Origin of the sequence: Caballeronia sp. M1242 (assembly GCF_017220215.1) — a bacterium.
Classification (GTDB): Bacteria; Pseudomonadota; Gammaproteobacteria; order Burkholderiales; family Burkholderiaceae; genus Caballeronia.
The window spans coordinates 2,552,906-2,575,696 of sequence record NZ_CP071129.1; the positions used below are offsets into that span (position 1 = coordinate 2,552,906).

Here is a 22,791-nt window from a genome sequence, read left to right on the forward strand (position 1 = left end):
GGCAGCTTAAGGGCAAACCGCCCGCTTTGTCGAGTCGCGCCCGCCGCGCCAATTCGCGCTCCGCCGGCCATCAGCGTGCCGCTATCCGTCCGACGCAATCACATGCGGCGTGATCAGGATGACAAGCTCGCTGTGCGCCCTGCGACGCCCGTCGTGACGGAAAAGCCAGCCGATGAGCGGCAGTCTCATCAGTCCCGGCACGCCCGTCACGTCCTCGCGGTCGTCGTCCGAATAGATGCCGCCGATCGCCACGGTGCCGCCGTCCTCCACTTCGACGCGCGTCTGCACGTGCTTCGTATTGATGGCGGGCCCGGACACGGTCTGTTCGCCGACGCTGTCCTTCGCCACATCCAGATCCAGCACGACATGACCGTGCGGCGTGATCTGCGGCTCGACCTCCAGTTTGAGCGCAGCGCGGCGAAACTGCACGCCGGAGACGCCATTGCCGACTTTCGCCTGATACGGCAACTCCGTGCCCTGCTCGACGATGGCTTTCGCGCGGTCCGCCGTCACGACGCGCGGCCGCGACACGACCTGCCCGCGCCCTTCGGCTTCGAGCGCGCTCAGCTGGATATCCAGCAGCCGCGTGGCTTGCGCGGCGAAGAGCGTGAGGCCGGCCGTCGCCGCGTCGAAGCCATTGAGAGGCTGCGCCGACAGATCGTATACCACGCCGTCCTTGCCGCCTGCGATCCCGCGCGCCGCATCGCCCGTCGGCGCGACGCCCAGTTTCACGCCGAGATTGCGCGACAACCCGGTCTCGCCCTCCACGATCCGCGCTTCGATCATGACTTGCGGCGTCGGTTTGTCGATCGAGGCGATCAGATCGGCGATCTGCTGCACGCGTGCGTCGAGGTCGGTGACGAAGAGCAGGTTGGTGCGCGCATCGGCCATCGCAGAACCGCGCTTGGACAGCACGCGCTGCGTGCCGGAGCCGGTGAGCAGCTTGCGAACGTCCTCGGCGCGCGGATAGCGCAGCAGGAACGTGCGGCTCGCGAGCGGTTCGAGATCGGCGGCGCGCGCATGCGCTTCGTATCGCAGCTTTTCGCGGGCGGCGAGTTCGGCGAGCGGCGCGACCCAGATCACGTTGCCGTGCTGCTCCATGGCAAGCCCGTTGACGTCGAGGAGCGTATCGAACGCGCGCCGCCAGGGCACGGAAGCCAAGTTGATCGACACCTGACCGCGCACCTTTTCGCTCGCGATGATGTTGAGCCCGGTGAAGCGCGCGAAGCTCTGCAGCGCGGCGCTCAGGTCCGCGTTCTTGAGGTCGAGCGTGATCGGCTTGCCGTCGTCGGCGGCGGGGCGTGCGTTATCCGATGCGCTCAGCCGTTGCAGCTTCGGCAGCGGCACGGGCGGGCCTTCGAGCGGCTCGTCGGCACTCGCGGCCGGCTGCGCGGACGTGCCCGCAGGCGGCGGCACGATCACGGGCGACGCCGACGCTGCCGGCATGCTCGTATCGATGGCGAACTGGTCGGTCGGCAAGGTATCGAACGAAGCGGGCAGCGGCGGCAACGGCGCAACCGGGGCATCGCCAATTTCTGCCGCGTTCACCGCGCGCGCGATCACCAGCGCAGCGACGCCGACGGCGCGGAGGATCGAAACGGCCGCGCTCACTTGCCATCCTCCGCGAACGTGAGCGTGCGCGACGTGCCTTCGCCGCTCACGAGCTGGATGACACGCGGCTGCACGCGCTCGAGCCGCTCACCGCCGATTGTCTGCCCCGGCTCGACATGCTCGACGCTCTTGGCGCTCTGCACGACCGCCATCGCGCGATGCCGTCCGACGAAGGTGCCGACGAGCAGCATGCCCGCGCCGCGCGAAGAACCGGCAGCGCCGTCCTTTGCGAAAGGATCGACGACGAACGCGTCCATGCGCGGCGGCTCCGCGAGCGGCACGGCGGGCAATGTGTCGTGGATGCGCAGCGTCGCGTCGATGGTCAGCGCGCCCGCCTGCCGCCTGATCTGCACCGCCTCCGGAATAACAAGGCGCGGCAGTCCGGAAAGTGCCTCCAGAAAGCGTCGTATCTCGGGAAACGCGCCTTCCGCGCGAAACGTCAGCGCGCGTTCGGAGGGCGCCAGCGCCGTTTTCGGCGCACCGCTTTTCGATGCTTGCGGATCGATCTCGGTCACGCGCAGCCCGTTCTGCGCGGCGAGCGCGGCGACGGCGTGCAGCGCATCGCCGGCGGTCCAGTTTTCGGGCTTCATCGCGCTGGCCGCCACGCGGGTTCGCAGATCGGGCAGTTGGGCAGCCACGCGCCCTGCGTCGTCCAGCTTGCGCTGCGTCGCGGCGAGCGCGGCGCGGCTCGCATCCCGCTGACTCAAGCCGGCGTTCCGCCAGGTTTGCAAAGCCAGCGCGAAGACGACGAATGCAAGCGCCACCGCCGTGATCGCAGTCCGGCGTTTCGACCATTGATCGAGCGGCTGAAGAAGCGGCTGGCGCGGGCGCGCGGGGAAATTCATGCTGATCGTGCTCATCGGGCTCTCCTCGTGATCGACGCTTTCGTGCTCGCCGGTATCGGCTTGCCGGCCGCCGGTGCATAGCGCACGAGCGCCGTGAACTCGTAACGGTCGGCGGCGGGCGCAACGGGCGCAACGGGCGCAACGGGCGCGACGGGCGCGACGGGTTCGCGCCTGCCCGGCGACACGGTGTCGGCGCGCCGCTTCATCTCCACGACTTCCACCGATTGCACGCCGCGCAGCCCTTCCAGACGCTTGAGCCAGCGCGCCGCCGTCTGCGAGTCGGGCGCGAGCGCGGCCAGTTCCACTTCTTCCGCGCGTTGCGAGACGCGTTGCAGCGCGACTTCGCTCGAAGCCGGTCCGTCCGCGAGCGCATCGAGAAGCGCGAGAAAGCGATCGCGCGGGGCGGCGAGCGGCTGCGCGGCCTCGCGCGCGCGACGCCGTTCGCCTTCGACGCGCAGCAGCCGGGCGTGCTCGTCGATCTGCGCGCTCGATGCGCGCAGCGTCGCTTCGAGCGCGATGCGGCGGTGGTCGAGACGCGCCCGCTCGAACGCGTCCCAGCCGACGACGCCGCCGACTGCCGCGCATCCCGCCAGCCCGGCAGCCGCGAGAATCGCGATCCGCTGACGCCGCACCGAGCGACGTTTCAGCGCTCGATGAGGAAGCAGGTTGAATCCTTCGACAATGGCGGCGCTCGTCATTGCAGCACCTCGCGCAGTGCGAGTCCGAAGGCCACCGCGAAGACCGGCGAATGTTTCAGCGCGCCCGCGATCTCGGATGCGCCGTGGCAATACGGCGCGGACTCGAACGGCAGCACCGGACAGCCGAAGACCTCGGTCAACGCTTCGAGGGAAAGCCCGGCCTGTTTCAGCAACTGCTCTTGCCCGCCCACGAAGATGCCGCCGAGCGGCGCGGCGCCCGCCAGATCGCGCAGCGCGTCCAAGGCGCTGCCGTACTCCGGCGCCGGATAGAACAAATCGCGCTCGACTTCACCCGCGTTCACGAGCCAGCCGTGCAAGCCCCCGCCTTCGAGCCAGCACGCCACGTAGCGCGCCTCGGAACCCAGCTCCGTTCTGCCGGAATGACGCATCGCGCGCAGCGCTGCGGCGGGCTCGCCGTCGATGGCGCACAGCGCGATGCCCGCCGCAGCCGCCGTTTCCACGCGTGCTTCGACGTGCTGACGCGCCGTCGCGGAAATGGCAACGTCCGGCTGGCCGCCCTCGCGCGATCGCACCGACCAGTCGACCGCCAGCGCGCTGCGCTCGATGCCCGACACGCGCTCGGCTTCGGCGAGCACCGCAGGTTCGAGCAGTCCGCAAGGGTCGGCGCCAAGGGTCGCCATGTCGGGCTCGCGCAATTCGATCAGGCGCGCGAGCGGCACGCGCGTGGTGTGCGTCGCGGACGCCGGCAGTCCCATGGCGCAACGCAGCGCCCGCCACGCGCCGTTCTGCGGCAGGCGCGCGACCACTTCGCGCAGCGCGGCGACGACGGCGGCACGGTCGATGAACTCGCTACCGACCACCGCGCCCGGCGCGAGCGGCACTTTATCCAGATGCTCGACGCACACCGTCGAGTCCCTTTTCAGACGCCGGCTCAACACGGCGATGCGCACCGCGTCCTCGCTCACGTCGATGCCCGCCGCGAACCGGCGCGTCACCGTCAGCATCGTGCCGCGCAAGGCATTTTCGTTTCTCATGACCACTCCTTCTCTTACTCGCGCGCCGAACCGTTCGTGCGCATGCATTGAAGAATTGTCGCGACGGCGGCGCATGGCGAACATTCGGCCGAATGGCTAACGCGTGCGGTGGCAGGATGTTTTGCGGGGCTATCGCGGGTATTGTTGGAGGTGGAAAAGCCAGCGCGATGCATCGGTCAGGTGTCTGGAGTCCCTAGGAAAAACCCGAAACCCGGACGGCTATAATCGCGGGACTGTTTTTGGTGGTGCTATGCAATCCTCTTCCCCGACCAATCCGCCTGCCACGCCGCCCGAACGGCCTAAGAAGGCATCACGCCCCTGGTACACGCGGCTGTTTCTCGGTTTTCTCGTCAGCGTTTTCGCGCTGATCGTCTGTGCTGGACTGGTGCTGGGCTATGCGCTCGTCGTCGCGATGCCGAACCTGCCGTCGCTCGAAGCGCTCACCGACTATCGTCCGAAGGTGCCGCTGCGCATCTATACGGCGGATCACGTGCTAATCGGCGAATTCGGCGAAGAGCGCCGCAGCGTCGTACGTATCAAGGACGTGCCCGATCATCTGAAGAAGGCGGTGCTCGCCATCGAAGACGCGCGTTTCTATGACCACGGCGGCGTCGATCTGACGGGCATTCTGCGCGCGGGCAGCGTCGCGCTGACGAACGGCCACGCATCGCAGGGCGCGAGCACGATCACCATGCAGGTCGCGCGAAACTTCTTCCTGTCGAGCGAGAAGACCTATACGCGCAAGATTTACGAAATGCTGCTCGCGTACAAGATCGAGCGGGCACTGACGAAAGATCAGATTCTCGAGGTGTATATGAATCAGATCTATCTCGGGCAGCGCGCCTACGGTTTCGCGAGCGCGGCGCGCGTCTATTTCGGCAAGGATCTCAAGGACATCACGCTCGCGGAAGCCGCCATGCTCGCCGGTCTGCCGAAAGCGCCGTCGGCGTATAACCCGGTGGTCAATCCGAAGCGCGCGAAAGTGCGCCAGGAGTACATCCTTCAGCGCATGCGCGAACTCGGCTTCATCACCGAGGACGAGTACGAACAAGCGGCCAAGCAGCCGCTCGTCGTAAAGGGCCAGGGGCGCGAGTTCAGCGTTCACGCCGAATACGTCGCGGAGATGGTGCGCCAGATGATGTACGCGCAGTATCGCGAGGAAGCGTACACGCGCGGCCTCAACGTCGTGACGACGATCGATTCCGCCGATCAGGACGCCGCGTATCACGCCGTGCGCAAAGGCTTGATGGACTACGAACGGCGTCACGGCTATCGCGGGCCGGAGGGTTTCATCGATCTGCCGTCGAACGCGGACGACCGCGAACAGGCTATCGACGACGCGCTCGCCGAGCATCCGGACAACGGCGAAATCGTCGCGGCTGTTGTGACGGCGGCGAGCACGAAGGAAGTGAAGGCGAGCTTCATCGACGGCAACGTGGCCACCGTGAGCGGCAGCAATCTGCGCTTCGTCGCGAACGCGCTTTCGCCGCGCGCGCAGCCGAACCAGCGCATTCGTCCGGGCGCCATCGTGCGGCTCGTGAAGAACGACGACGGCGACTGGACCATCACGCAACTGCCGCAAGTGGAAGGCGCGCTCATTTCGATGGTGCCGCAGGACGGCGCGATCCGCGCGCTCGTCGGCGGGTTCGACTTCAACAAGAACAAGTTCAACCACGTCACACAGGCATGGCGTCAGCCGGGGTCGAGCTTCAAGCCGTTCATTTACTCGGCGTCGCTGGAGAAGGGCTTGTCGCCGGCGACGATCATCAACGACGGACCGCTCTTCTTCAGCGCCGCGGAAACCGGCGGCCAGGCGTGGGAGCCGAAGAACTACGGCGGCGGCTTCGACGGCCCGATGACCATGCGCACCGCGCTACAGAAGTCGAAGAACATGGTGTCGATCCGCATTCTGAACACCATCGGCACGAAGTACGGACAGCAGTACATCACGCGCTTCGGCTTCGACGCCGACCGCCATCCCGCCTATCTGCCGATGGCGCTCGGCGCGGGTCTCGTCACGCCGCTGCAAATGGCCGCCGGCTACGCGGTGTTCGCGAACGGCGGGTATCGCGTGAATCCGTATCTGATTGCCGATATCACCGACCCGTACGGCGCGGTCGTGTCGCATCCGCAACCGCTCGTCGCGCAGCAGAGCGCGCCGCTCGCCATCACGCCGCGCAACGCGTATGTGATGAACAGCCTGCTGCAAAGCGTCGCGCAGCACGGCACGGCCGCGAAGACGAATCAGCTCAAGCGCAGTGATCTGGCCGGGAAGACCGGCACGACGAACGATTCGCGCGACGCGTGGTTCGCCGGCTACCAGCGTTCGCTCGTGGCGATCGCGTGGGTCGGCTACGACAATCCGCGCAGCCTTGGCGACAAGGAAACCGGCGGCGGGCTCGCGCTGCCGGTCTGGATGGACTACATGAGCCGCGCGCTGCAAGGCGTGCCCGAGTACAAGCCGTTAATGCCGCCCGACGTGAAATCGCTCGGCGGCGAACTGTACTACGACGACATGACGCCGGGCCACGGGTTCATCGCGACCATCGGCGTCAGTCAGGCGCCGCCGCAGGAAGGCGGCGTGTCGGGCGTGACCGCGCCCACGCCTACGCCGGACGTCGGCGAACAGGAAAAGCAGGACATCATGAATCTGTTCAAGGGGCAATAAGCGTCGCGCGCCCCGCGCCGGTCACGCTTTGAAGCTGACCGGCTCGCCTGCCTGCGCGGTGGAATGCTGCGACAGCGCCGCGAAAAACTCGCTGTTATCGCGGGTATCGCGCCACTGGCCGTCGACGTACTTGTAGTGGAATCCGCCCGCCTTCGCCGCGAGCCAGACCTCGTGTTTCGGCGGCTGCAGGTTCACGATCATCTTCGTCCGGTTCTCGAATTCGAGCGTCAACACGTTGCCGCTTCGCTCGAATTCGATGTCCGCTTCGGCCTCGTCGACGGACCGCTCGATCGCCGTCAGCACGGCCTCCGCCAAGGTCAGGTATTCCTGGTCTGTCATGCTAAACTCCATCGATTCTATGTACAGGGACGGTCATGCGAGCTGTTTTCAGGATGAGCGCGATTGTAGCGGCTGTCAGCGTTTGTGCCGCGACCACGCTCACGCTCGGCGGTTGCGGGCAACGCGGTCCGCTTTATCTCCCCGTCGTGCCTCCCATGCCGCAGCGCCCTGAGAACCTTCAGGATACGCCGCCTTCCGACGTGACTCCCGGCGACGAAACCGCGTCGCGCGCCGGCAAGACCGGAGCGAACGCGGCGGGCGACGTGCCCGACACGTCCGGCGCACCGCTTTCGCTCGCTCCCGAGACCGACCTCAAATCGACGCCCGCGGCACCGAAAGCCGCGTCGTCGGCCGAGTGACCGGCAAGCTCTTCGCGCACCGCGCATCTTCCATTCCAAGCACGCATGAGTGATTCCGCATTCCATTATGTCGACGGCGTGCTGCACGCCGAAGGCGTCTCCGCCGCGTCGCTCGCGCAGCAGTTTGGCACGCCGCTCTACGTCTATTCACGCGATGCGCTGACGCGCGCCTATCGCGCTTACGCCGATGCGTGCGCCGGACGCCCCGCGGTCGTGCATGTCGCCGTGAAGGCCAACAGCAATCTCGCGGTGCTCAACGTGTTCGCGCGCATGGGCGCCGGCTTCGATATCGTCTCGTCGGGCGAACTGGCGCGCGTGCTCGCGGCGGGCGGCAAGGCGGAGAACACGGTGTTTTCGGGCGTCGGCAAGTCGGCGGCGGAGATGCGCGAGGCGCTGGAAGCGGGCGTCAAATGCTTCAACGTCGAGTCGATTCCCGAGCTGCACGCGCTCAACGAAGTGGCAAAGTCGCTCGGCAAGCGCGCGCCGGTTTCGTTGCGCGTGAACCCGGACGTGGACGCGAAGACGCATCCGTACATCTCCACGGGCCTCAAGTCGAACAAGTTCGGCGTCGCGTTCAGCGACGCGCGCGCGACGTATCGCGAGGCGCACGCGATGCCCAATCTCGACGTCGTCGGCATCGACTGTCATATCGGCTCGCAGATCACGGAAATCAGCCCGTATCTCGACGCGCTCGACAAACTGCTCGAACTCGTCGAGCAGATCGAAGCGGACGGCATGTCCATTCGTCATGTGGACGTCGGCGGCGGTCTCGGCATCACGTACGACGACGAGACGCCGCCCGATATCGGCGATTTCGTGCGCGCGCTGCTCGCGCATATCCAAAAGCGCGGCCACGGTCAGCGGGAAGTGTACTTCGAGCCGGGGCGCTCGCTCGTCGGCAATGCGGGCGTGCTGCTGACGCGCGTCGAATACCTGAAGCCGGGCGAGGTGAAGAGCTTCGCAATCGTCGATGCCGCCATGAACGACCTCGCGCGCCCCGCGATGTACGAGGCGTTTCATCGCATCGTGCCGGTCGTGAAGCGAGATGCGCCCGCGCACCGGTACGACGTGGTCGGCCCCGTCTGCGAAAGCGGCGACTGGCTCGGACGCGATCGCGATCTGGCTGTCGAGCCGGGCGACCTGCTCGCCATCTGCTCGGCCGGCGCGTACGGCTTCGTGATGAGCTCGAACTACAACACGCGCCCGCGCGCCGCCGAAATCATGGTCGACGGCGAGCGCGCCCGCCTCGTGCGCCAACGCGAAGAGGTGCGGCAGTTGTTCGCCGGAGAGTCGATCCTGCCGGACTGACGCTCGCTCGAACGCAGACCGAAAAAGCGATGCCGAGGCATCGCTTTTTTCATGCGCGCGTCGCGGCTTTCGCCTTCAGCCACACAACGAGACGCCAGCCGAGCAACGCAATCACGATCGCGCCATAGATCTTCGGCAGTATCAGATCGTGCTTCCCCGCCTTCATCCACCAGAAGTGCAGGATGGCGAGCGCGGCGATGACATAGATCGCGCGATGCAGCGTCTGCCAGCGTCGGCCGAGCTTGCGCACCATCGCTTTGGGCGATGTGACGGCGAGCGGAATCAGCAACACGAACGCCGCGAATCCGACCGTGATGAACGGCCGCTTGCCGATGTCCTTCAGAATCTCTGCGACGTCGAACCACTTGTCGAACCAGAAGTACGTCGTGAAATGCAGCGCGGCGTAAAAGAACGCAAAGAGCCCGATCATGCGGCGAAAGCGCACGAGCGCGGTCACGCCGGTCAGGCGTCTTGCGGGCGTGATGGCGAGCGCGATGCACAGGAATACGAGCGTCCAGAGCCCGGTCGAGCGCGTGATGAACTCGATCGGGTTCGCGCCCAGCCCGCCATGCACGCCCGTCACGCCGAGCAGCACGAGGCGCGCGAGCGGATACAGCGCGGCAATGAACACGACGACCTTCGCGGGCACGATCCAGCGCGGCCCCGTCTGTGCGCGCGCCCGCGGCTGCGCCGTCTTGATATCGGTTGCCGTCGGCATGGTCAGAAGTTCTTCTTGAGGTCCATGCCCTGATACAGCGACGCGACCTGATCGCCGTAGCCGTTGAACATCAGCGTCTTGCGTTTGGGCGTGAAGAATCCGTCCTCGCCGATGCGCCGTTCCGTCGCCTGGCTCCAGCGCGGGTGATCCACGTTCGGATTCACGTTCGAATAGAAGCCGTATTCGTTCGGCGCGTAGGTGTTCCAGCTCGTCGGCGGCTGCTTTTCCACGAAGCGGATCTTGACCAGCGACTTCGCGCTCTTGAAGCCGTATTTCCACGGCACCACGATACGCACCGGCGCGCCGTTCTGGTTCGGCAGCACTTCGCCGTACAGGCCGACAGTCAGGAGCGTGAGCGGGTTCATCGCTTCATCCATGCGCAGACCCTCGGAATACGGCCAGTCGAGGATCGGCGTGGAGAGGCCCGGCATCTGCGAACGGTCCGCGAGCGTGATGAACTGCACGTACTTCGCGTTGCCCGTCGGCTCGGCGCGCTTGATCAACTCGGACAGCGATACGCCGATCCACGGAATGACCATCGACCAGCCTTCGACGCATCGCAGCCGGTAGATGCGCTCTTCCAGCGGCGCGAGCTTCAGGATCTCGTCGATGTCGTAGACCTTCGGATTCTTGATCTCGCCTTCCACCGACACTCTCCACGGCCGCGGACGCAGCGTGCCCGCGTGCTCGGCCGGATCGCCCTTGTCGGTGCCGAACTCGTAGAAGTTGTTGTAGGTGGTGACGTCTTTGAGCGGCGTCGGCTTGTCAAGCGCGACGAACTTCGCATTGGTCTTCGCGGCGAGCTTCTGACCCTTCGCATCGGGCGAAGTCAGCGTCGCGTGGGCGAGACCGCTCGCGCCCGCGAGTCCCGTTGCCGCTAGCGCGCCCAACGAACGCAGCGCGCGGCGGCGGTTTTCGAACACGTCGCGCGGCGTGATCTCGTGACGGGGGATGTCGTCGCCGTAAAGCGCGCCATTACGTTTGATCCACATGGAGCCGACTCCTTTGCTTTCGCGATACACAGGCAAACAGCAGAACCAGTGCCCGTATTCCGCGCCCAAACGAAAAAAAACCGCCAGCGCGACGCATGGCGGTTTCTCCTTTTTCTATGCCGGCCGGCTCACAGCTTGCCGTAACTGTGCAAGCCCGACAGGAACATGTTGACGCCGAGGAACGCGAACGTCGTCACGATCAGACCCGTGAGCGCCCACCACGCCGCCGCCGCGCCGCGCAGGCCCTTCATCAGCCGCATGTGCAGCCACGCCGCGTAGTTCAGCCAGACGATCAGCGCCCACGTTTCCTTCGGGTCCCAGCTCCAGTAGCCGCCCCACGCTTCCGCCGCCCAGAGCGCGCCGAGAATGGTCGCGATGGTGAAGAACGCGAAGCCGACCGCGATCGACTTGTACATGACGTCGTCGAGCACTTCGAGCGACGGCAGGCGGTCCGCCAGCACGCCGCGCTGCTTGGCGAGATACGCGACCGACACCATCGCGGAAAGCGCGAAGCTGCCGTATCCGATGAAGTTCGCCGGCACGTGAATCTTCATCCACCAGCTTTGCAGCGCGGGTACGAGCGGCTGAATCTGCTGCGCGTCGCGCGCAATCGAATACCACATCAGGAAGCCGACGGCCGCGCTGATCACGAGCAGAACGAACGCGCCCATTTGCCGCGTGGCGTAATGCTGCTCGTAGTAGAGGTAGAACAGCGACGTGATGAGGCAGAACAGCACGAAGACTTCGTACAGATTCGAAATGGGAATGTGGCCGACGTCGCTGCCGATCATGTACGACTCGTACCAGCGCACCATCATGCCGGTAAAGCCCATCAGCACGGCGACCCAGGTCATGCGGGAACCGATCGCGCCGCCCGTCTGCGACCGCGTGACGAGCCCGATCCAGTAAAAGAGCGTGGCGAGAATGAAGAGCGCGCTCATCCACAGAATCGCGGACTGGCTAGACAGGAAATACTTGAGGAAGAAATTGGTGTCGGCGCGCGCCAGATCGTGCTGATAAAGCTGAATCGACAGCAGCGACATGACCGCGATCAGCGCGATCAGCAAGCGCACCGGCTTCCAGCGCCAGCCGAGCACGACGAAGGTCGGCACGGCGCCGACCAGCACCGCCGTGTCGTACCCGTCCATGTACGCGTGATAGCGGTTGAGCGCGAAACCCGCGCCCGCGACCATCGCGAGGGCGAACAGCCAATCGAGCGCGCCGAGCCTGCGGAAGAACGGACGGTCGTCGAACACGGCGACATCGGGAAGGCTCGATGCCGGACGTTCCGTCTTGGCGGAGGCGTGGGAGGAAGTCTGTGTGAGGTCCATGATCTTACCGTGATGAAACTTCCGAGCTCGCGGCTTCGGATTGCGATTGCGGCGCGGCGGACGCCGGCGCATTCTGAGCGGTCGGTGGCGCGGCCGGGTCGATCGGCGAAGCGCCCAGCGCCGCGCCGACCGACGCCCGCGTGCGCTCGAATTCCTTCTCGAAGTCGAGCGTCCGGCGCGCTGTGGACATGGCCATCAGCACGCTTGCGCCGCCCTGCCCCGAATCTTTGAGCCAGAACCAGAGCCGGCGTTCACGAACATAGAACATCGAGAAGATGCCGACGACCAGCAGAAGGCTGCCAAGATACACCACTTTTTTACCCGGCGCGCGCGTCAACTGGAATACCGAGGCTTGCACCTGCTTGAACGAATCCAGTTGCAGGAAGACGGGAGAACCGTACAGAAAGCTGTCAGAAAGCGCGTTGATGGAAGCCTGAACGAACGCCGTGCTCTTTTCGTCGATCTTCGCGTCCGGCTCGCCGTTCTGCTCGCGCGACAGTTGCCAGACGTCCCACATGGCGCCTTCCAGCATGCGCATCAGCAGGCCCGCGGCCTTTTCTTGTTCGCCCTTCGGCACGGATTTGTCGATAAATGCGGCGATGCTCTGGAAACCGCCGTTCATCTGACCATTCGCGCTCGTCGCGCCGTTTGCGTCCGCGCCGGCGAACAGGTTCAGCACGCGCAGCGCGCTTTCTTCCAGATGCTTCTGCAACTCGGCGTTTTCCTGCGGCACCGAGCGCATGGCGAATCGGTGAGCCGCCGCGGCGCGCGTCGCGGGCGTTTGCAGCGCGGCGCGCAAGTTCATCCACTGCTTGACGGAGCCTTGCTCGTCGGCGGGAATGCGCAGATAGCGGAACGGATCGTTCGGGCTCACGCGCATGCCGGCGAGGAACATTCGCTGACCGCCGACATCTACCGGCAGCATGTAGTTGCTGTACTCGCGCGCCTGGCCGTCCGTGCCGCGCACCTTGTACTGCACCGACGGGCCGATATTGCGCAGATCCGTCGGCCGCGACGTCTTCGCGCCGGAACCGAGACGCTCGTCGAACGCGTCGCGCAGCGTTTCCTTCTTGCCGACGCCGCGCGCATCCGGCGCGCCGCTGCCGTCCGTCATGTTCTCGACGTTGATCGCGCGGAAATCCGTGAATTCGACGGTTTCGCCCTGCGCGCCCGCGAACTGCGATGCAACCGGCGCGGTGCCGCCGATCGTCCCGTTGAAGGGCGAGGTCTTCGCGCTGCCGCCCGTCATCGGCCAGGCGGTCATTTCGAGTTTGGAGCCGCCGTCCTGAAAGCTGGATTGATAGATGGACACGCCGTCGTACGTGAACGGCTTGTTCACTTCGACGCGCGCCGGAATGCGCTTGCCGGTCTTGTGGTCGATCACGACGATATCGCTCGCGAAGAGCTTCGGCATGCCGGTCGAGTAGTAATCGACGATGAACTTGTCGAGCTGAATCGAGAACGGCAGGTCCTGAATGATCGAGCCGTCCTGCTGATTCAGAATGGCCGTGCCGACGTACTGCCCTTCCGGCACCCAGGCGTAGCCGCGAAACGTCGGGTTCGACGTGGAAAGGCGATGTTCGGCGGGAATGTCGTTGATGACCGCGTTCGTGGCGACCGGCGTCTTGTTGAAGAGCCACATTTGCAGCTTGATCGGCAGATTGCTGTCCAGCAACCCGCCGATGCAGATCACGACGATCGCGAGGTGCGCCGAGATATAGCCCAGCTTCGTGAGCGCGCCGCGCTTGCCGGCGATCAGCGTCGCGCCGGTGTCGGTCTCGCGCCGGACGAAGCGATAGCCCATCTTCGCGCTGAGGCGTTCGAGCGTCGCAGCAGTCTGAGCGCGATCCGCGCCAACCAGGAACTCGCCCTTGTGATGGAACGCGCGCAGGCTGCCTTCATGCACGCGATCCTTCCAGTTCTTGATATCCGCGATCATCTTCGGGCCATTGCGCACGACGCACAGCGACACCGAAATCACGAGGAATACGAGGATCAGCATGAACCACCACGCGCTGTACACGTTGTAGAGGCTCAGGCCGCGGAAGATGTCCGCCCAGAACGGGCCGAACTGGTTGACGTAGTTGGGATACGGGTCTTCCTGCGTCAGCACGGTGCCGATGATGCTCGCAATCGCCAGCACGACCAGCAAGGCGATGGCAAAGCGCATCGAACTCACGAGCTCGACGAAATGCTTCATGGCGCGACGGCTCGATTTCGACTGCAATCCCGATGTGGTGATGCTCATTCAAACTCCGGCTGACAGCAAAAAAGGGTGGAGACGTAAGCGGTCTGACCGACCGACGTCCCACCCTTTTTCTTGTTTTCGCGCCTGCCTCTGTGGGCCGGCTTCGTGCGTAGTATGGGCGATTCCCCGCGTTTTTGCTCTTCGCCGGGGACCGCTGGACGCTCTCGTGCTGCGTTTAATGCAATCCGGCGACGTAATCCGCTACCGCTTTCATTTCCGCTTCGTTCAGGCGCGACGCGATGGCGTGCATCGGTTCGCTGTTGTTGCGCGTGCCCTGGGCGAAGGCATTGAGTTGCGCGACGGTGTAATCGCCCCACTGCCACGACAGCCGCGGATACTGCACCGGAATGCCCATGCCCGTCGCGCCGTGGCACGCGGCGCACGCCGGCACGCCCTTGTCGGCGATGCCGCCGCGATAGATCTTCTGGCCGAGCGCGACGTCGGTCTTGTCGCGAGCGTAGTTCGGCTTGGTTTGCTGAGACGCAAAGTACGCCGCCACGTTCACCATGTCCTGATCCGACAGCGCCCCGGCAACGCCCGTCATGATCGGATTGTTGCGGGCCGGCGCCTTTGCGCCCGGCTGCGTCTTGTAATCCTTCAACTGCTTGACGATGTAGTCCGCGTGCTGCCCCGCGAGCTTGGGAAACGCGGCGCCGGCGCTGTTGCCGTCCGCTGCGTGACACGCTGCGCAAACCTGGGTCGCGATGGCCTGCCCTCTTGCCGCATCCGGCTTGGCCGGCTGTGCCGCCTCCGCCGCATTCACTGAAACCGATACCGCCAATCCACCGAGAGCCGCCGCTGCCTGAAGCACCACCAGAGACCTGTACAGTCGGTTCATTCGCGTACCCTGTTTTTCGTCTTGTGAGAATGTTAGGTTCTGCAAAAAACGACGGCAGCCGGATATGGCCGCAAGTACCCGAACGAAAGGGCTCAAAAGATGCCCTGAAACTGTCTCGCTCCTTTATGGGTGACGCCTGCAGCCTGGGTCTTGCGCCCATGCGGGTCTTTAAAAATCCGTCGTATTGTACAATAACCCGCTACACGCAAAGACGCCAGTCGGGGCATGCCCAGTATCGCCGGGGTTCTCTAGGCTTCGAGTCGACGCCTCTCTCTCGCGCTCTTTCGCGCGCTTTCGTCCCGCCCGCCAATGCCATTTCTGCTCCATCAAGCCCGCTTCTTCACCACGGTCAATCACCTGCGCGATCTTCCGCCGACGCCGCAGCCGGAAATCGCATTCGCGGGTCGCTCGAACGCCGGAAAGTCGACGGCGATCAACGTGCTCTGCAATCAGAAACGGCTCGCGTTCGCGAGTAAGACGCCGGGACGCACGCAGCACATCAACTACTTCTCAGTGGGGCCGGAAGCCGCGCCGGTCGGGCATCTCGTCGACTTGCCGGGCTACGGCTACGCCGAAGTGCCCGGCGCGGCGAAGGCGCACTGGCAGCAGTTGCTCTCGACCTACCTTCAGAGCCGCGCGCAACTACGCGGCATGATTCTGATGATGGATTCGCGCCGTCCGCTGACGGAACTCGACCGCATCATGGTCGACTGGTTCGCGCCGACCGGCAAGCCGATCCACGCGCTCCTCACAAAGTGCGACAAATTGACGCGACAAGAGATGACCAACGCCCTGCGCGCGACGCAGAAGTCGTTCGGCGAATACAAGGCCGCCGGTTATCGCGGGGAGTTGAGCGTGCAGTTGTTTTCCGCCCTCAAGCGCACGGGCCTCGACGAAGCGCACGAATTGATCGAAAGCTGGCTTTTGCCCGCCGAAGCGGCATCCGAAGACGCGGCCGAGTGATCTCGTAGTGGCAGCAGAGTTGCGAGCGGGATAAAAAAACCCGCCGCATGACGGCGGGTGAACAGCCTTATCGAATAACGACAGGCACCCGCTCAGGGAGGAGAAGCGGGGAGCGCGGCGCGAGCGCCTTGCTCGCTGGCTATGATATACCATTGTCTCAAATCGCCTCCGAAACGCTCGCCGGCTTGTCCAGCATGGCTTTGCGGCACACAGCGCACGTTTTGGATCTCCTCCTGAAGCACGTCAATCCGAGTCGAGTCATGAGTTTTTATCCGCATCATCGCCCGCGCCGCATGCGCCGCGATGACTTCTCGCGCCGTCTGATGCGCGAGAACATTCTCACCACCAACGACCTCATTTATCCGGTGTTCATCGTCGAAGGCGCGAATGTGCGTCAGGCGGTGCCGTCGATGCCGGGCGTCGAGCGCACGTCCGTCGATCTGCTGATGAAGGTCGCCGAGCAATGCGTCGAGTTGGGCGTGCCGGTGATTTCGCTTTTCCCGGCGATCGAGCCGTCGCTCAAGACGCCCGACGGCCGCGAGGCGACGAATCCCGATGGTCTGATTCCGCGCGCGGTGCGCGAACTGAAGAAGAACTTTCCGATGCTCGGCGTGCTGACCGACGTCGCGCTCGACCCGTATACGAGCCACGGCCAGGACGGCGTGCTCGACGAAGAAGGCTACGTCAAGAACGACGAAACGAGCGAAATCCTCGTTGATCAGGCGCGCACGCAGGCGGAAGCGGGCGTGGATATCGTCGCGCCGTCGGACATGATGGACGGGCGTATCGGCGCGATCCGCGAAATGCTGGAAAGCGACGGCCACATCCACACGCGCATCATGGCGTATGCCGCGAAGTACGCGTCGGCGTTCTACGGCCCATTCCGCGACGCGGTCGGCTCCGCCGGCAATCTCGGCAAGGGTAACAAGATGACGTATCAGATGGACCCGTCGAACTCGGACGAAGCCATGCGCGAAGTGCGCATGGATATCGAGGAAGGCGCGGACATGGTGATGGTCAAGCCCGGCATGCCGTATCTCGATATCGTCTGGCGCGTGAAGGACGAGTTCCGCTTTCCGACGTATGCGTATCAGGTCAGCGGCGAGTACGCGATGATCAAGGCCGCGACGCAGAACGGCTGGCTCGATCACGACAAGGCAATGATGGAATCGCTGCTCGCGTTCAAGCGCGCGGGCGCGGACGGCGTGCTGACGTACTTTGCGCTGGACGCTGCGCGGATTTTGCGCGCGTCGAAGTAAAACTGCGCTTTGGAAGATCAAAGGGCGATGCCTTGGGGCATCGCCCTTTTCTTTTAGCCGTTCGAAGGCCCGAGCTTGTCGAGGCGCTTCAGGAACGTGTCCGCCGACTCATAGCCGACGACGCGCAAAACCTCGTTGCCCTGAGCGTCGAAGAAAATGATGCCCGGTGGCCCGAACAGCTTGAAACGCTTCAGCAGCGCCTGATCGTCCGCATTGTTCGCGGTGACGTCGGCGCGCAGCAGGTTCAGTTGGGCGAGTCGCGCCTGAACGCGGGCATCGGAGAAGGTCAGGTTCTCCATTTCCTTGCAGGAGACGCACCAGTCCGCGTAGAAGTCCAGCATCGCCGGGCGGGCGGCGGCTTTGACGGCTGAGTCCAGTTCCGTCGACGATCGCACTGGCGCGAAAGTCGGCGATTGATTCCGCGCGGCGGCAGTCGCGGACGGATCGGCGCGCGATGTCAGAACGGCGAGCGGCTGCAACGGATCGGTCGATCCCGCCGCGAGACCGACGATAAGCGCGGCCGCCCAAATCACGCAAACTGCACCGAGCCCGCGCCCGAGGCGCTTCCACACGGTTGCCGGCCTAGCCGTGACCGCGCCGAAGACGCCGAGCGACGCGGCCGCAATCAAGAGCCACAGCGCGCCGAGCAACATACGCGCGACGCCGCCGATCACCGGCCACACGATCCACAACGCCGCCGCCAGCAGCATGACGCCGAAGAAAACCTTCACGCCGTCCATCCATGCGCCCGCTCGCGGCAGAATTGAGCCGGCGCCGAGCCCGATAACCAGCAGCGGCACACCGAGACCGATGCCCATCGCGAACAGCGCAGCACCGCCGAGTAGCGCGTTGCCCGTATGTGCGATGAACGCCAGCACTGCGAAAAGCGGCGCCGTCATGCACGCGCCGACGACGAGCGCCGACAACGCGCCCATCACGGCGACCGCGGCGAATTTGCCGCCGCTGCGCTTCTGCGATGCCTCGTTCACGCTGCTCTGCCACCGCTCGGGCAGCGCGATATCGACGCCCGAGATCAACGTGACAGCGAAGACGGTGAGCACGACGCCGAACGCGCCGAGCACCCACGGGTTCTGGAGCCACGCGCCGAGACTCTGGCCGATCAGCGCCGCCGCCACGCCGAGCGCGGTGTACACGAGCGCCATGCCGACGACATAGGAAACGGAAAGCGCAAAGCCGCGCGCCCGCGTCACGCGCGCGCCCTCGCCGACAATAATGGCGGAGAGAATCGGGATCATCGGGTACGAGCACGGCAGCAGACTCAGCACCATACCCGCCAGAAAGTACAGACCGACGACGGCGAAGAACCCGCCGCCTTCGAGCATGGACTGCGCGTAGTCGGCGCTCGTTGCGCGCTCGAAGAAGGATTGCGATGCATCCGTCGCCGGTTTGCTCGACGTCGAAGCGCCCGCAGGCTGCAACGCGGCGCCTTTCACGCGATACGTGCGCTCCATCGGCGGGTAACAGATGCCCTGATCGGCGCAACCTTGCGATGTTACGGCCAGTTCGAAGGGGCCCTTCGCCTGCGCGACGGGAATGCGGATCAGCAACTCGCCGCGATACGTCTCGACGTCCTTGTTAAACGTCTGGTCGAAGTGGACTTTGCCCGCCGGCAATTGAGCAGCGCCGATAGTCGCCTCGCCGCTCTTGACCGCGAAAGCGAACCGCTCGCGGTACATGTAGTAGCCGTCGGCGATCTTGTACCGCACGTCGACTTCGCCCGGCTGCTCGGAGGCGCTGAATCGGAACGCGACAGCCGGGTCGAGGAAATCGTCGGCAGCGCGCGCCGCGCCGATCACACCGCAGCACACGGCCAGCAGCAGCAAGGCGCCCCACGCGCGACGCCCGAAGAGTCGGAAAAGCTCAAACATGAATAGAACGCTGCGTTTCTGCATTGACCCACTGGCCGTAAGCCGGCGAAGCGTCCGCCTGCCAGACAAGGATCTCGGGCGTTTCGTACGGATGCCGCTGCGCGACGAACCGCTGAAGCTCATCTGCACGCGCGACGCTCGTTTTGATCAGCATCTGCACTTCCTGCGACGACTCCACCGCGCCCTTCCAGTGATAGTGCGATTCAACCGCGCCGAGCTTGGTGACGCACGCGGCGAGACGCGCTTCGAGAATGCCCTGAGCGAGCGCGTTCGCCGATTCGGCATCGGGCAACGTGGTCAGCATCAGGACGACGGGAACGTTCACTCGCGGCTCCAGATAAGCAGGTAACGACCAATATCGTAGCATTCGCGCACTGCGCCGCATCACTACCGAACCAGCCCACGGAAAGGTAACGCCAAAAGCAAAAAGGCCAAGCTGAGCTTGGCCTTTTTGCTGACTACCGAAACTTATTCAGCTTCCTGAACTTCTTCGGTTTCTTCGACTTCCGGGCGATCCATCAGCTGGACCAGCGCCATCGGGGCGTTGTCGCCGACGCGGAAACCGAACTTCAGGATGCTCAGGTAGCCACCCGGACGGTTCGCGTAGCGCGGGCCGAGCACGTCGAACAGCTTCGCGACGGAATCACGATCGCGCAGGCGGTTGAACGCGAGACGGCGATTTGCCAGCGACGGCTTCTTGCCGAGCGTGATCAGCGGCTCGACGACCTTGCGCAGTTCCTTGGCCTTCGGCAGCGTCGTCTTGATGACTTCGTGCTCGATCAGCGAGTTCGACATGTTACGGAGCATTGCCAGACGGTGGCTGCTCGTGCGGTTCAGTTTCCGCAGACCATGCTTGTGACGCATTTTCAGTTCCTTTAACGAGTTTTGATCCAGCTCTTCTATTGCGCTCCGCTTTCACGGAAAAGGCGCACGGGCCGGTCGAAGAAAAAAGCAAGACGCGGATTTTAAAGCAAAATCCGCGTCTTTGCCAGTTACAGCGCGACGTCCGCGATGACTTGCAGACTTTACTTGTCCAACCCGGCCGGCGGCCAGTTTTCGAGCTTCATGCCGAGCGTCAGGCCACGCGAAGCCAGCACTTCCTTGATTTCGTTCAGCGACTTGCGGCCCAGGTTCGGCGTCTTCAGCAGCTCGTTTTCCGTGCGCTGGATCAGATCGCCGATGTAGTAGATGTTCTCGGCCTTCAGACAGTTCGCGGAGCGAACCGTGAGTTCGAGGTCGTCCACCGGACGCAGCAGGATCGGATCGATCTGCGGCGCGCGCGACGGGGCTTCCGCTGCCGCTTCCGTGCCTTCCAGGGCTGCGAACACCGACAACTGATCCACCAGAATGCGCGCCGATTGACGGATCGCTTCTTCCGGCGAAATGACACCGTTGGTTTCGATGTTCATCACGAGCTTGTCGAGGTCGGTACGCTGTTCGACACGCGCGCTTTCCACGGCGTAGCTGACGCGACGCACCGGCGAGAACGACGCGTCCAGCACGATGCGGCCGATAATCTTCGCCGAATCTTCGCCGTAGCGACGCACGTTGCCCGGCACATAGCCGCGGCCCTTTTCGATCTTGATCTGAACGTCGAGCTTGCCGCCCTTCGACAGATGAGCGATCACGTGTTCCGGATTGATGACCTCGCAGTCGTGCGCGAGTTCGATATCGCCGGCAGTGACCACGCCTTCGCCTTCCTTGCGCAGCGTGACCGTGACTTCGTCGCGGTTGTGCAGCTTGAAGACGACGCCCTTCAGGTTCAACAGCAGGTTGACCACATCCTCTTGCACACCATCGAGCGTCGAGTATTCGTGCACGACGCCTGCGATCGTCACTTCGGTCGGCGCGTAGCCCACCATCGACGACAGCAGCACGCGCCGAAGCGCGTTACCCAAGGTGTGGCCATAGCCGCGTTCGAACGGCTCCATAACCACTTTCGCGTGGCTTTCGCCAAGCGATTCAACTGCAATGATCTTGGGCTTCAACAAACTGGTTTGCATAGGTTTTCCTTTTCAATACCCTCGGCTCGTTACACCGATAAGGCTGACCGGTAACAACCTGAAAATACACAGCCGGGGATGCCCCTTTGCCACGAGCAATCAGGCTCCCCGGCTGCAGATCCGGTTACTGCGCGAAGGCCGCGCGATTAACGCGAATACAATTCGACGATCAGGCTTTCGTTGATGTCGCCAGCGATATCGCTACGCTCCGGCATCGACTTGAACGTACCTTCGAACTTCTTCGCATCGACCGACACCCAGCTCGGCATGCCGCCTTGCTCTGCCAGCGACAGCGCTTCGACGATACGCGCCTGCTTGCGCGACTGTTCGCGCACGGAGACGACATCGCCGGCCTTCACTTGCAGCGACGGGATGTTGGCGACCTGGCCGTTCACCATGATCGACTTGTGGCTCACGAGCTGACGCGCTTCAGCGCGGGTCGAGCCGAAGCCCATGCGATACACGACGTTGTCGAGACGCGACTCGAGCAGTTGCAGCAGGTTTTCGCCCGTCGGGCCCTTGCGGCGGTCGGCTTCAGCGAAGTAGCGGCGGAACTGACGCTCGAGAACGCCGTAGATACGCTTCACTTTCTGCTTCTCGCGCAACTGGGTGCCGTAGTCGGACGTACGCGCGCCCGAGGTGCGGCCGTGCTGGCCGGGCTTGCTGTCGAGCTTGCACTTGTCGGCGAGCGAGCGACGCGCGCTCTTCAGGAACAGATCGGTGCCTTCACGGCGGGACAGCTTGGCTTTGGGACCGGTATAGCGTGCCACGTTGAATCCTTAAAAATTAATCACGCGAACTTTCGTCCGCGCTAGTCCGAACCCTTTGGGCCGAACGGTGGGCTTAGTCAATTCACGACGCACGAATCCCGCCGATACTTTCGCATCAGCAGGAGCATGCGTTTGCGTCATCGCGTTAGATGCGACGGCGCTTCGGCGGACGGCAACCGTTGTGCGGGACCGGCGTCACGTCGGAGATCGCGGTGATCTTGATGCCAAGACCATGCAGCGCGCGCACCGCCGATTCACGGCCAGGACCGGGGCCCTTGATCCGCACTTCGAGGTTCTTCACGCCGTATTCCATCGCCACGCGGCCAGCCGATTCGGCTGCGACCTGAGCTGCAAACGGCGTCGACTTACGCGAGCCCTTGAAACCCTGACCGCCCGACGTCGCCCACGCGAGAGCGTTACCTTGACGATCGGTGATCGTGATGATGGTGTTGTTGAACGACGCGTGAACGTGAACCACGCCCTCGGCGACGTTCTTCTTAACCTTCTTGCGAACGCGTTGCGCCGCGGAGTTGTTCGAAGCCTTAGCCATTACGTTTTCCTGTAACTGTCAGTTCCGCTTACTTCTTCAGCGATTGCGCTGCACGACGCGGACCCTTGCGCGTACGGGCATTCGTGCGGGTGCGCTGGCCACGCAGGGGCAGGCCCTTGCGGTGACGCATGCCGCGGTAGCAACCCAAGTCCATCAGGCGCTTGATGTTCATCGTCACTTCACGGCGCAGGTCGCCTTCGACGATGAACTTGCCCACTTCGTCACGCAGCTTTTCGAGGTCTGCGTCAGTGAGGTCCTTGACCTTCTTCGAAAATTCCACACCAGCTGCGGTGCAAATGCCGCGAGCGCGCGTGCGACCGATGCCGAAGATTGCCGTCAGGCCGATCTCGGTATGCTGGTGATTCGGGATGTTAACCCCTGCGATACGAGCCATTGTTTTTCCTCAA

The 22,791-nt window shown here is 64.1% G+C and carries 22 protein-coding genes; 5 read left to right on the forward strand and 17 right to left on the reverse strand.

The window, feature by feature from the left end:
- Positions 1-81 precede the first annotated feature (81 nt).
- The 4 genes from JYK05_RS11880 to pilM are packed head-to-tail and all read right to left on the reverse strand — an operon-like array spanning position 82 to position 4,149.
- Positions 82-1,611, reverse strand: coding sequence for a type IV pilus secretin PilQ (locus JYK05_RS11880; RefSeq protein WP_371826384.1), 1,530 nt, complete (start codon positions 1,609-1,611; stop codon positions 82-84).
- Positions 1,608-2,471 (reverse strand): type 4a pilus biogenesis protein PilO, encoded by an 864-nt coding sequence (pilO, locus tag JYK05_RS11885; RefSeq protein WP_175946484.1) that lies wholly within the window; start codon positions 2,469-2,471, stop codon positions 1,608-1,610. The genes JYK05_RS11880 and pilO overlap by 4 nt, the downstream gene beginning before the upstream one ends.
- Positions 2,468-3,154 carry a fimbrial assembly family protein gene (locus JYK05_RS11890; protein WP_175946483.1) on the reverse strand — a complete coding sequence of 229 codons (687 nt, stop codon included), beginning with the start codon at positions 3,152-3,154 and terminating at the stop codon, positions 2,468-2,470. Before JYK05_RS11890 ends, pilO begins: the two co-directional genes overlap by 4 nt.
- A complete protein-coding gene (pilM, locus tag JYK05_RS11895) occupies positions 3,151-4,149 on the reverse strand; it encodes a type IV pilus biogenesis protein PilM (protein ID WP_206467136.1) in 999 nt (332 codons plus the stop codon). Before pilM ends, JYK05_RS11890 begins: the two co-directional genes overlap by 4 nt.
- A gap of 250 nt (positions 4,150-4,399) precedes the next feature.
- Here pilM and JYK05_RS11900 point away from each other — a divergent pair, with 250 nt between their 5' ends.
- Positions 4,400-6,817 (forward strand): penicillin-binding protein 1A, encoded by a 2,418-nt coding sequence (locus JYK05_RS11900; RefSeq protein ID WP_206467137.1) that lies wholly within the window; start codon positions 4,400-4,402, stop codon positions 6,815-6,817.
- A 21-nt stretch (positions 6,818-6,838) separates the two neighbouring features.
- On the opposite strand, the gene cyaY is transcribed toward JYK05_RS11900, so the two are convergent.
- Positions 6,839-7,156 (reverse strand): iron donor protein CyaY, encoded by a 318-nt coding sequence (gene cyaY, locus JYK05_RS11905; protein ID WP_206467138.1) that lies wholly within the window; start codon positions 7,154-7,156, stop codon positions 6,839-6,841.
- Between the two features lie 35 nt (positions 7,157-7,191).
- Here cyaY and JYK05_RS11910 point away from each other — a divergent pair, with 35 nt between their 5' ends.
- Together JYK05_RS11910 and lysA are read left to right on the forward strand one after the other, a co-directional pair.
- A complete protein-coding gene (locus JYK05_RS11910; RefSeq protein ID WP_175946476.1) occupies positions 7,192-7,515 on the forward strand; it encodes a lipoprotein in 324 nt (107 codons plus the stop codon).
- Positions 7,516-7,560: 45 nt separating this feature from the next.
- Positions 7,561-8,823, forward strand: coding sequence for a diaminopimelate decarboxylase (gene lysA / locus JYK05_RS11915; RefSeq protein WP_206467139.1), 1,263 nt, complete (start codon positions 7,561-7,563; stop codon positions 8,821-8,823).
- 49 nt (positions 8,824-8,872) lie between these two features.
- Here lysA and msrQ read toward each other — a convergent pair whose 3' ends face one another.
- The 5 genes from msrQ to JYK05_RS11940 form a co-directional block, all read right to left on the reverse strand.
- Positions 8,873-9,541: a protein-methionine-sulfoxide reductase heme-binding subunit MsrQ gene (gene msrQ / locus JYK05_RS11920; RefSeq protein ID WP_206467140.1), complete on the reverse strand. Its 669-nt coding sequence runs from the start codon at positions 9,539-9,541 to the stop codon at positions 8,873-8,875.
- Positions 9,542-9,543: 2 nt separating this feature from the next.
- A complete protein-coding gene (gene msrP / locus JYK05_RS11925; RefSeq protein ID WP_206467141.1) occupies positions 9,544-10,533 on the reverse strand; it encodes a protein-methionine-sulfoxide reductase catalytic subunit MsrP in 990 nt (329 codons plus the stop codon).
- Positions 10,534-10,661: 128 nt separating this feature from the next.
- The gene (ccsB, locus tag JYK05_RS11930; RefSeq protein WP_206467142.1) at positions 10,662-11,864 is read right to left on the reverse strand and encodes a c-type cytochrome biogenesis protein CcsB; all 1,203 of its coding nucleotides are present in this window, start codon (positions 11,862-11,864) and stop codon (positions 10,662-10,664) included.
- A gap of 4 nt (positions 11,865-11,868) precedes the next feature.
- Entirely contained in the window at positions 11,869-14,112 is a 2,244-nt protein-coding gene (locus JYK05_RS11935) for a cytochrome c biogenesis protein ResB (protein WP_206467143.1), read from the reverse strand.
- A gap of 175 nt (positions 14,113-14,287) precedes the next feature.
- Positions 14,288-14,950, reverse strand: coding sequence for a cytochrome c (locus tag JYK05_RS11940; protein WP_206467144.1), 663 nt, complete (start codon positions 14,948-14,950; stop codon positions 14,288-14,290).
- A gap of 309 nt (positions 14,951-15,259) precedes the next feature.
- On the opposite strand from JYK05_RS11940, the gene yihA reads away from it, so the two are divergent.
- Together yihA and hemB are read left to right on the forward strand one after the other, a co-directional pair.
- The gene (gene yihA, locus JYK05_RS11945; protein WP_175946462.1) at positions 15,260-15,913 is read left to right on the forward strand and encodes a ribosome biogenesis GTP-binding protein YihA/YsxC; all 654 of its coding nucleotides are present in this window, start codon (positions 15,260-15,262) and stop codon (positions 15,911-15,913) included.
- Positions 15,914-16,173: 260 nt separating this feature from the next.
- Positions 16,174-17,172, forward strand: a complete 999-nt coding sequence (hemB, locus tag JYK05_RS11950; protein ID WP_175946460.1) for a porphobilinogen synthase — start codon at positions 16,174-16,176, stop codon at positions 17,170-17,172.
- 53 nt (positions 17,173-17,225) lie between these two features.
- Here the strand turns inward: hemB and dsbD are convergent, their stop codons facing one another.
- From dsbD to rpsM, 7 genes are all read right to left on the reverse strand, one after another.
- Complete coding sequence (dsbD, locus tag JYK05_RS11955) at positions 17,226-19,061, reverse strand: protein-disulfide reductase DsbD (protein ID WP_206467145.1); 1,836 nt, start codon at positions 19,059-19,061, stop codon at positions 17,226-17,228.
- Positions 19,054-19,365 (reverse strand): divalent-cation tolerance protein CutA, encoded by a 312-nt coding sequence (gene cutA / locus JYK05_RS11960; RefSeq protein ID WP_175946561.1) that lies wholly within the window; start codon positions 19,363-19,365, stop codon positions 19,054-19,056. Before cutA ends, dsbD begins: the two co-directional genes overlap by 8 nt.
- Positions 19,366-19,529: 164 nt before the next feature.
- Positions 19,530-19,925, reverse strand: coding sequence for a 50S ribosomal protein L17 (gene rplQ / locus JYK05_RS11965; protein WP_008344047.1), 396 nt, complete (start codon positions 19,923-19,925; stop codon positions 19,530-19,532).
- Positions 19,926-20,086: 161 nt separating this feature from the next.
- The gene (gene rpoA / locus JYK05_RS11970) at positions 20,087-21,064 is read right to left on the reverse strand and encodes a DNA-directed RNA polymerase subunit alpha (RefSeq protein WP_159837170.1); all 978 of its coding nucleotides are present in this window, start codon (positions 21,062-21,064) and stop codon (positions 20,087-20,089) included.
- Between the two features lie 146 nt (positions 21,065-21,210).
- Positions 21,211-21,834 carry a 30S ribosomal protein S4 gene (gene rpsD / locus JYK05_RS11975; RefSeq protein ID WP_159837171.1) on the reverse strand — a complete coding sequence of 208 codons (624 nt, stop codon included), beginning with the start codon at positions 21,832-21,834 and terminating at the stop codon, positions 21,211-21,213.
- A 145-nt stretch (positions 21,835-21,979) separates the two neighbouring features.
- A complete protein-coding gene (rpsK, locus tag JYK05_RS11980) occupies positions 21,980-22,384 on the reverse strand; it encodes a 30S ribosomal protein S11 (RefSeq protein WP_006052224.1) in 405 nt (134 codons plus the stop codon).
- A gap of 28 nt (positions 22,385-22,412) precedes the next feature.
- Positions 22,413-22,778 (reverse strand): 30S ribosomal protein S13, encoded by a 366-nt coding sequence (rpsM, locus tag JYK05_RS11985; RefSeq protein ID WP_175946456.1) that lies wholly within the window; start codon positions 22,776-22,778, stop codon positions 22,413-22,415.
- Positions 22,779-22,791: the final 13 nt, after the last annotated feature.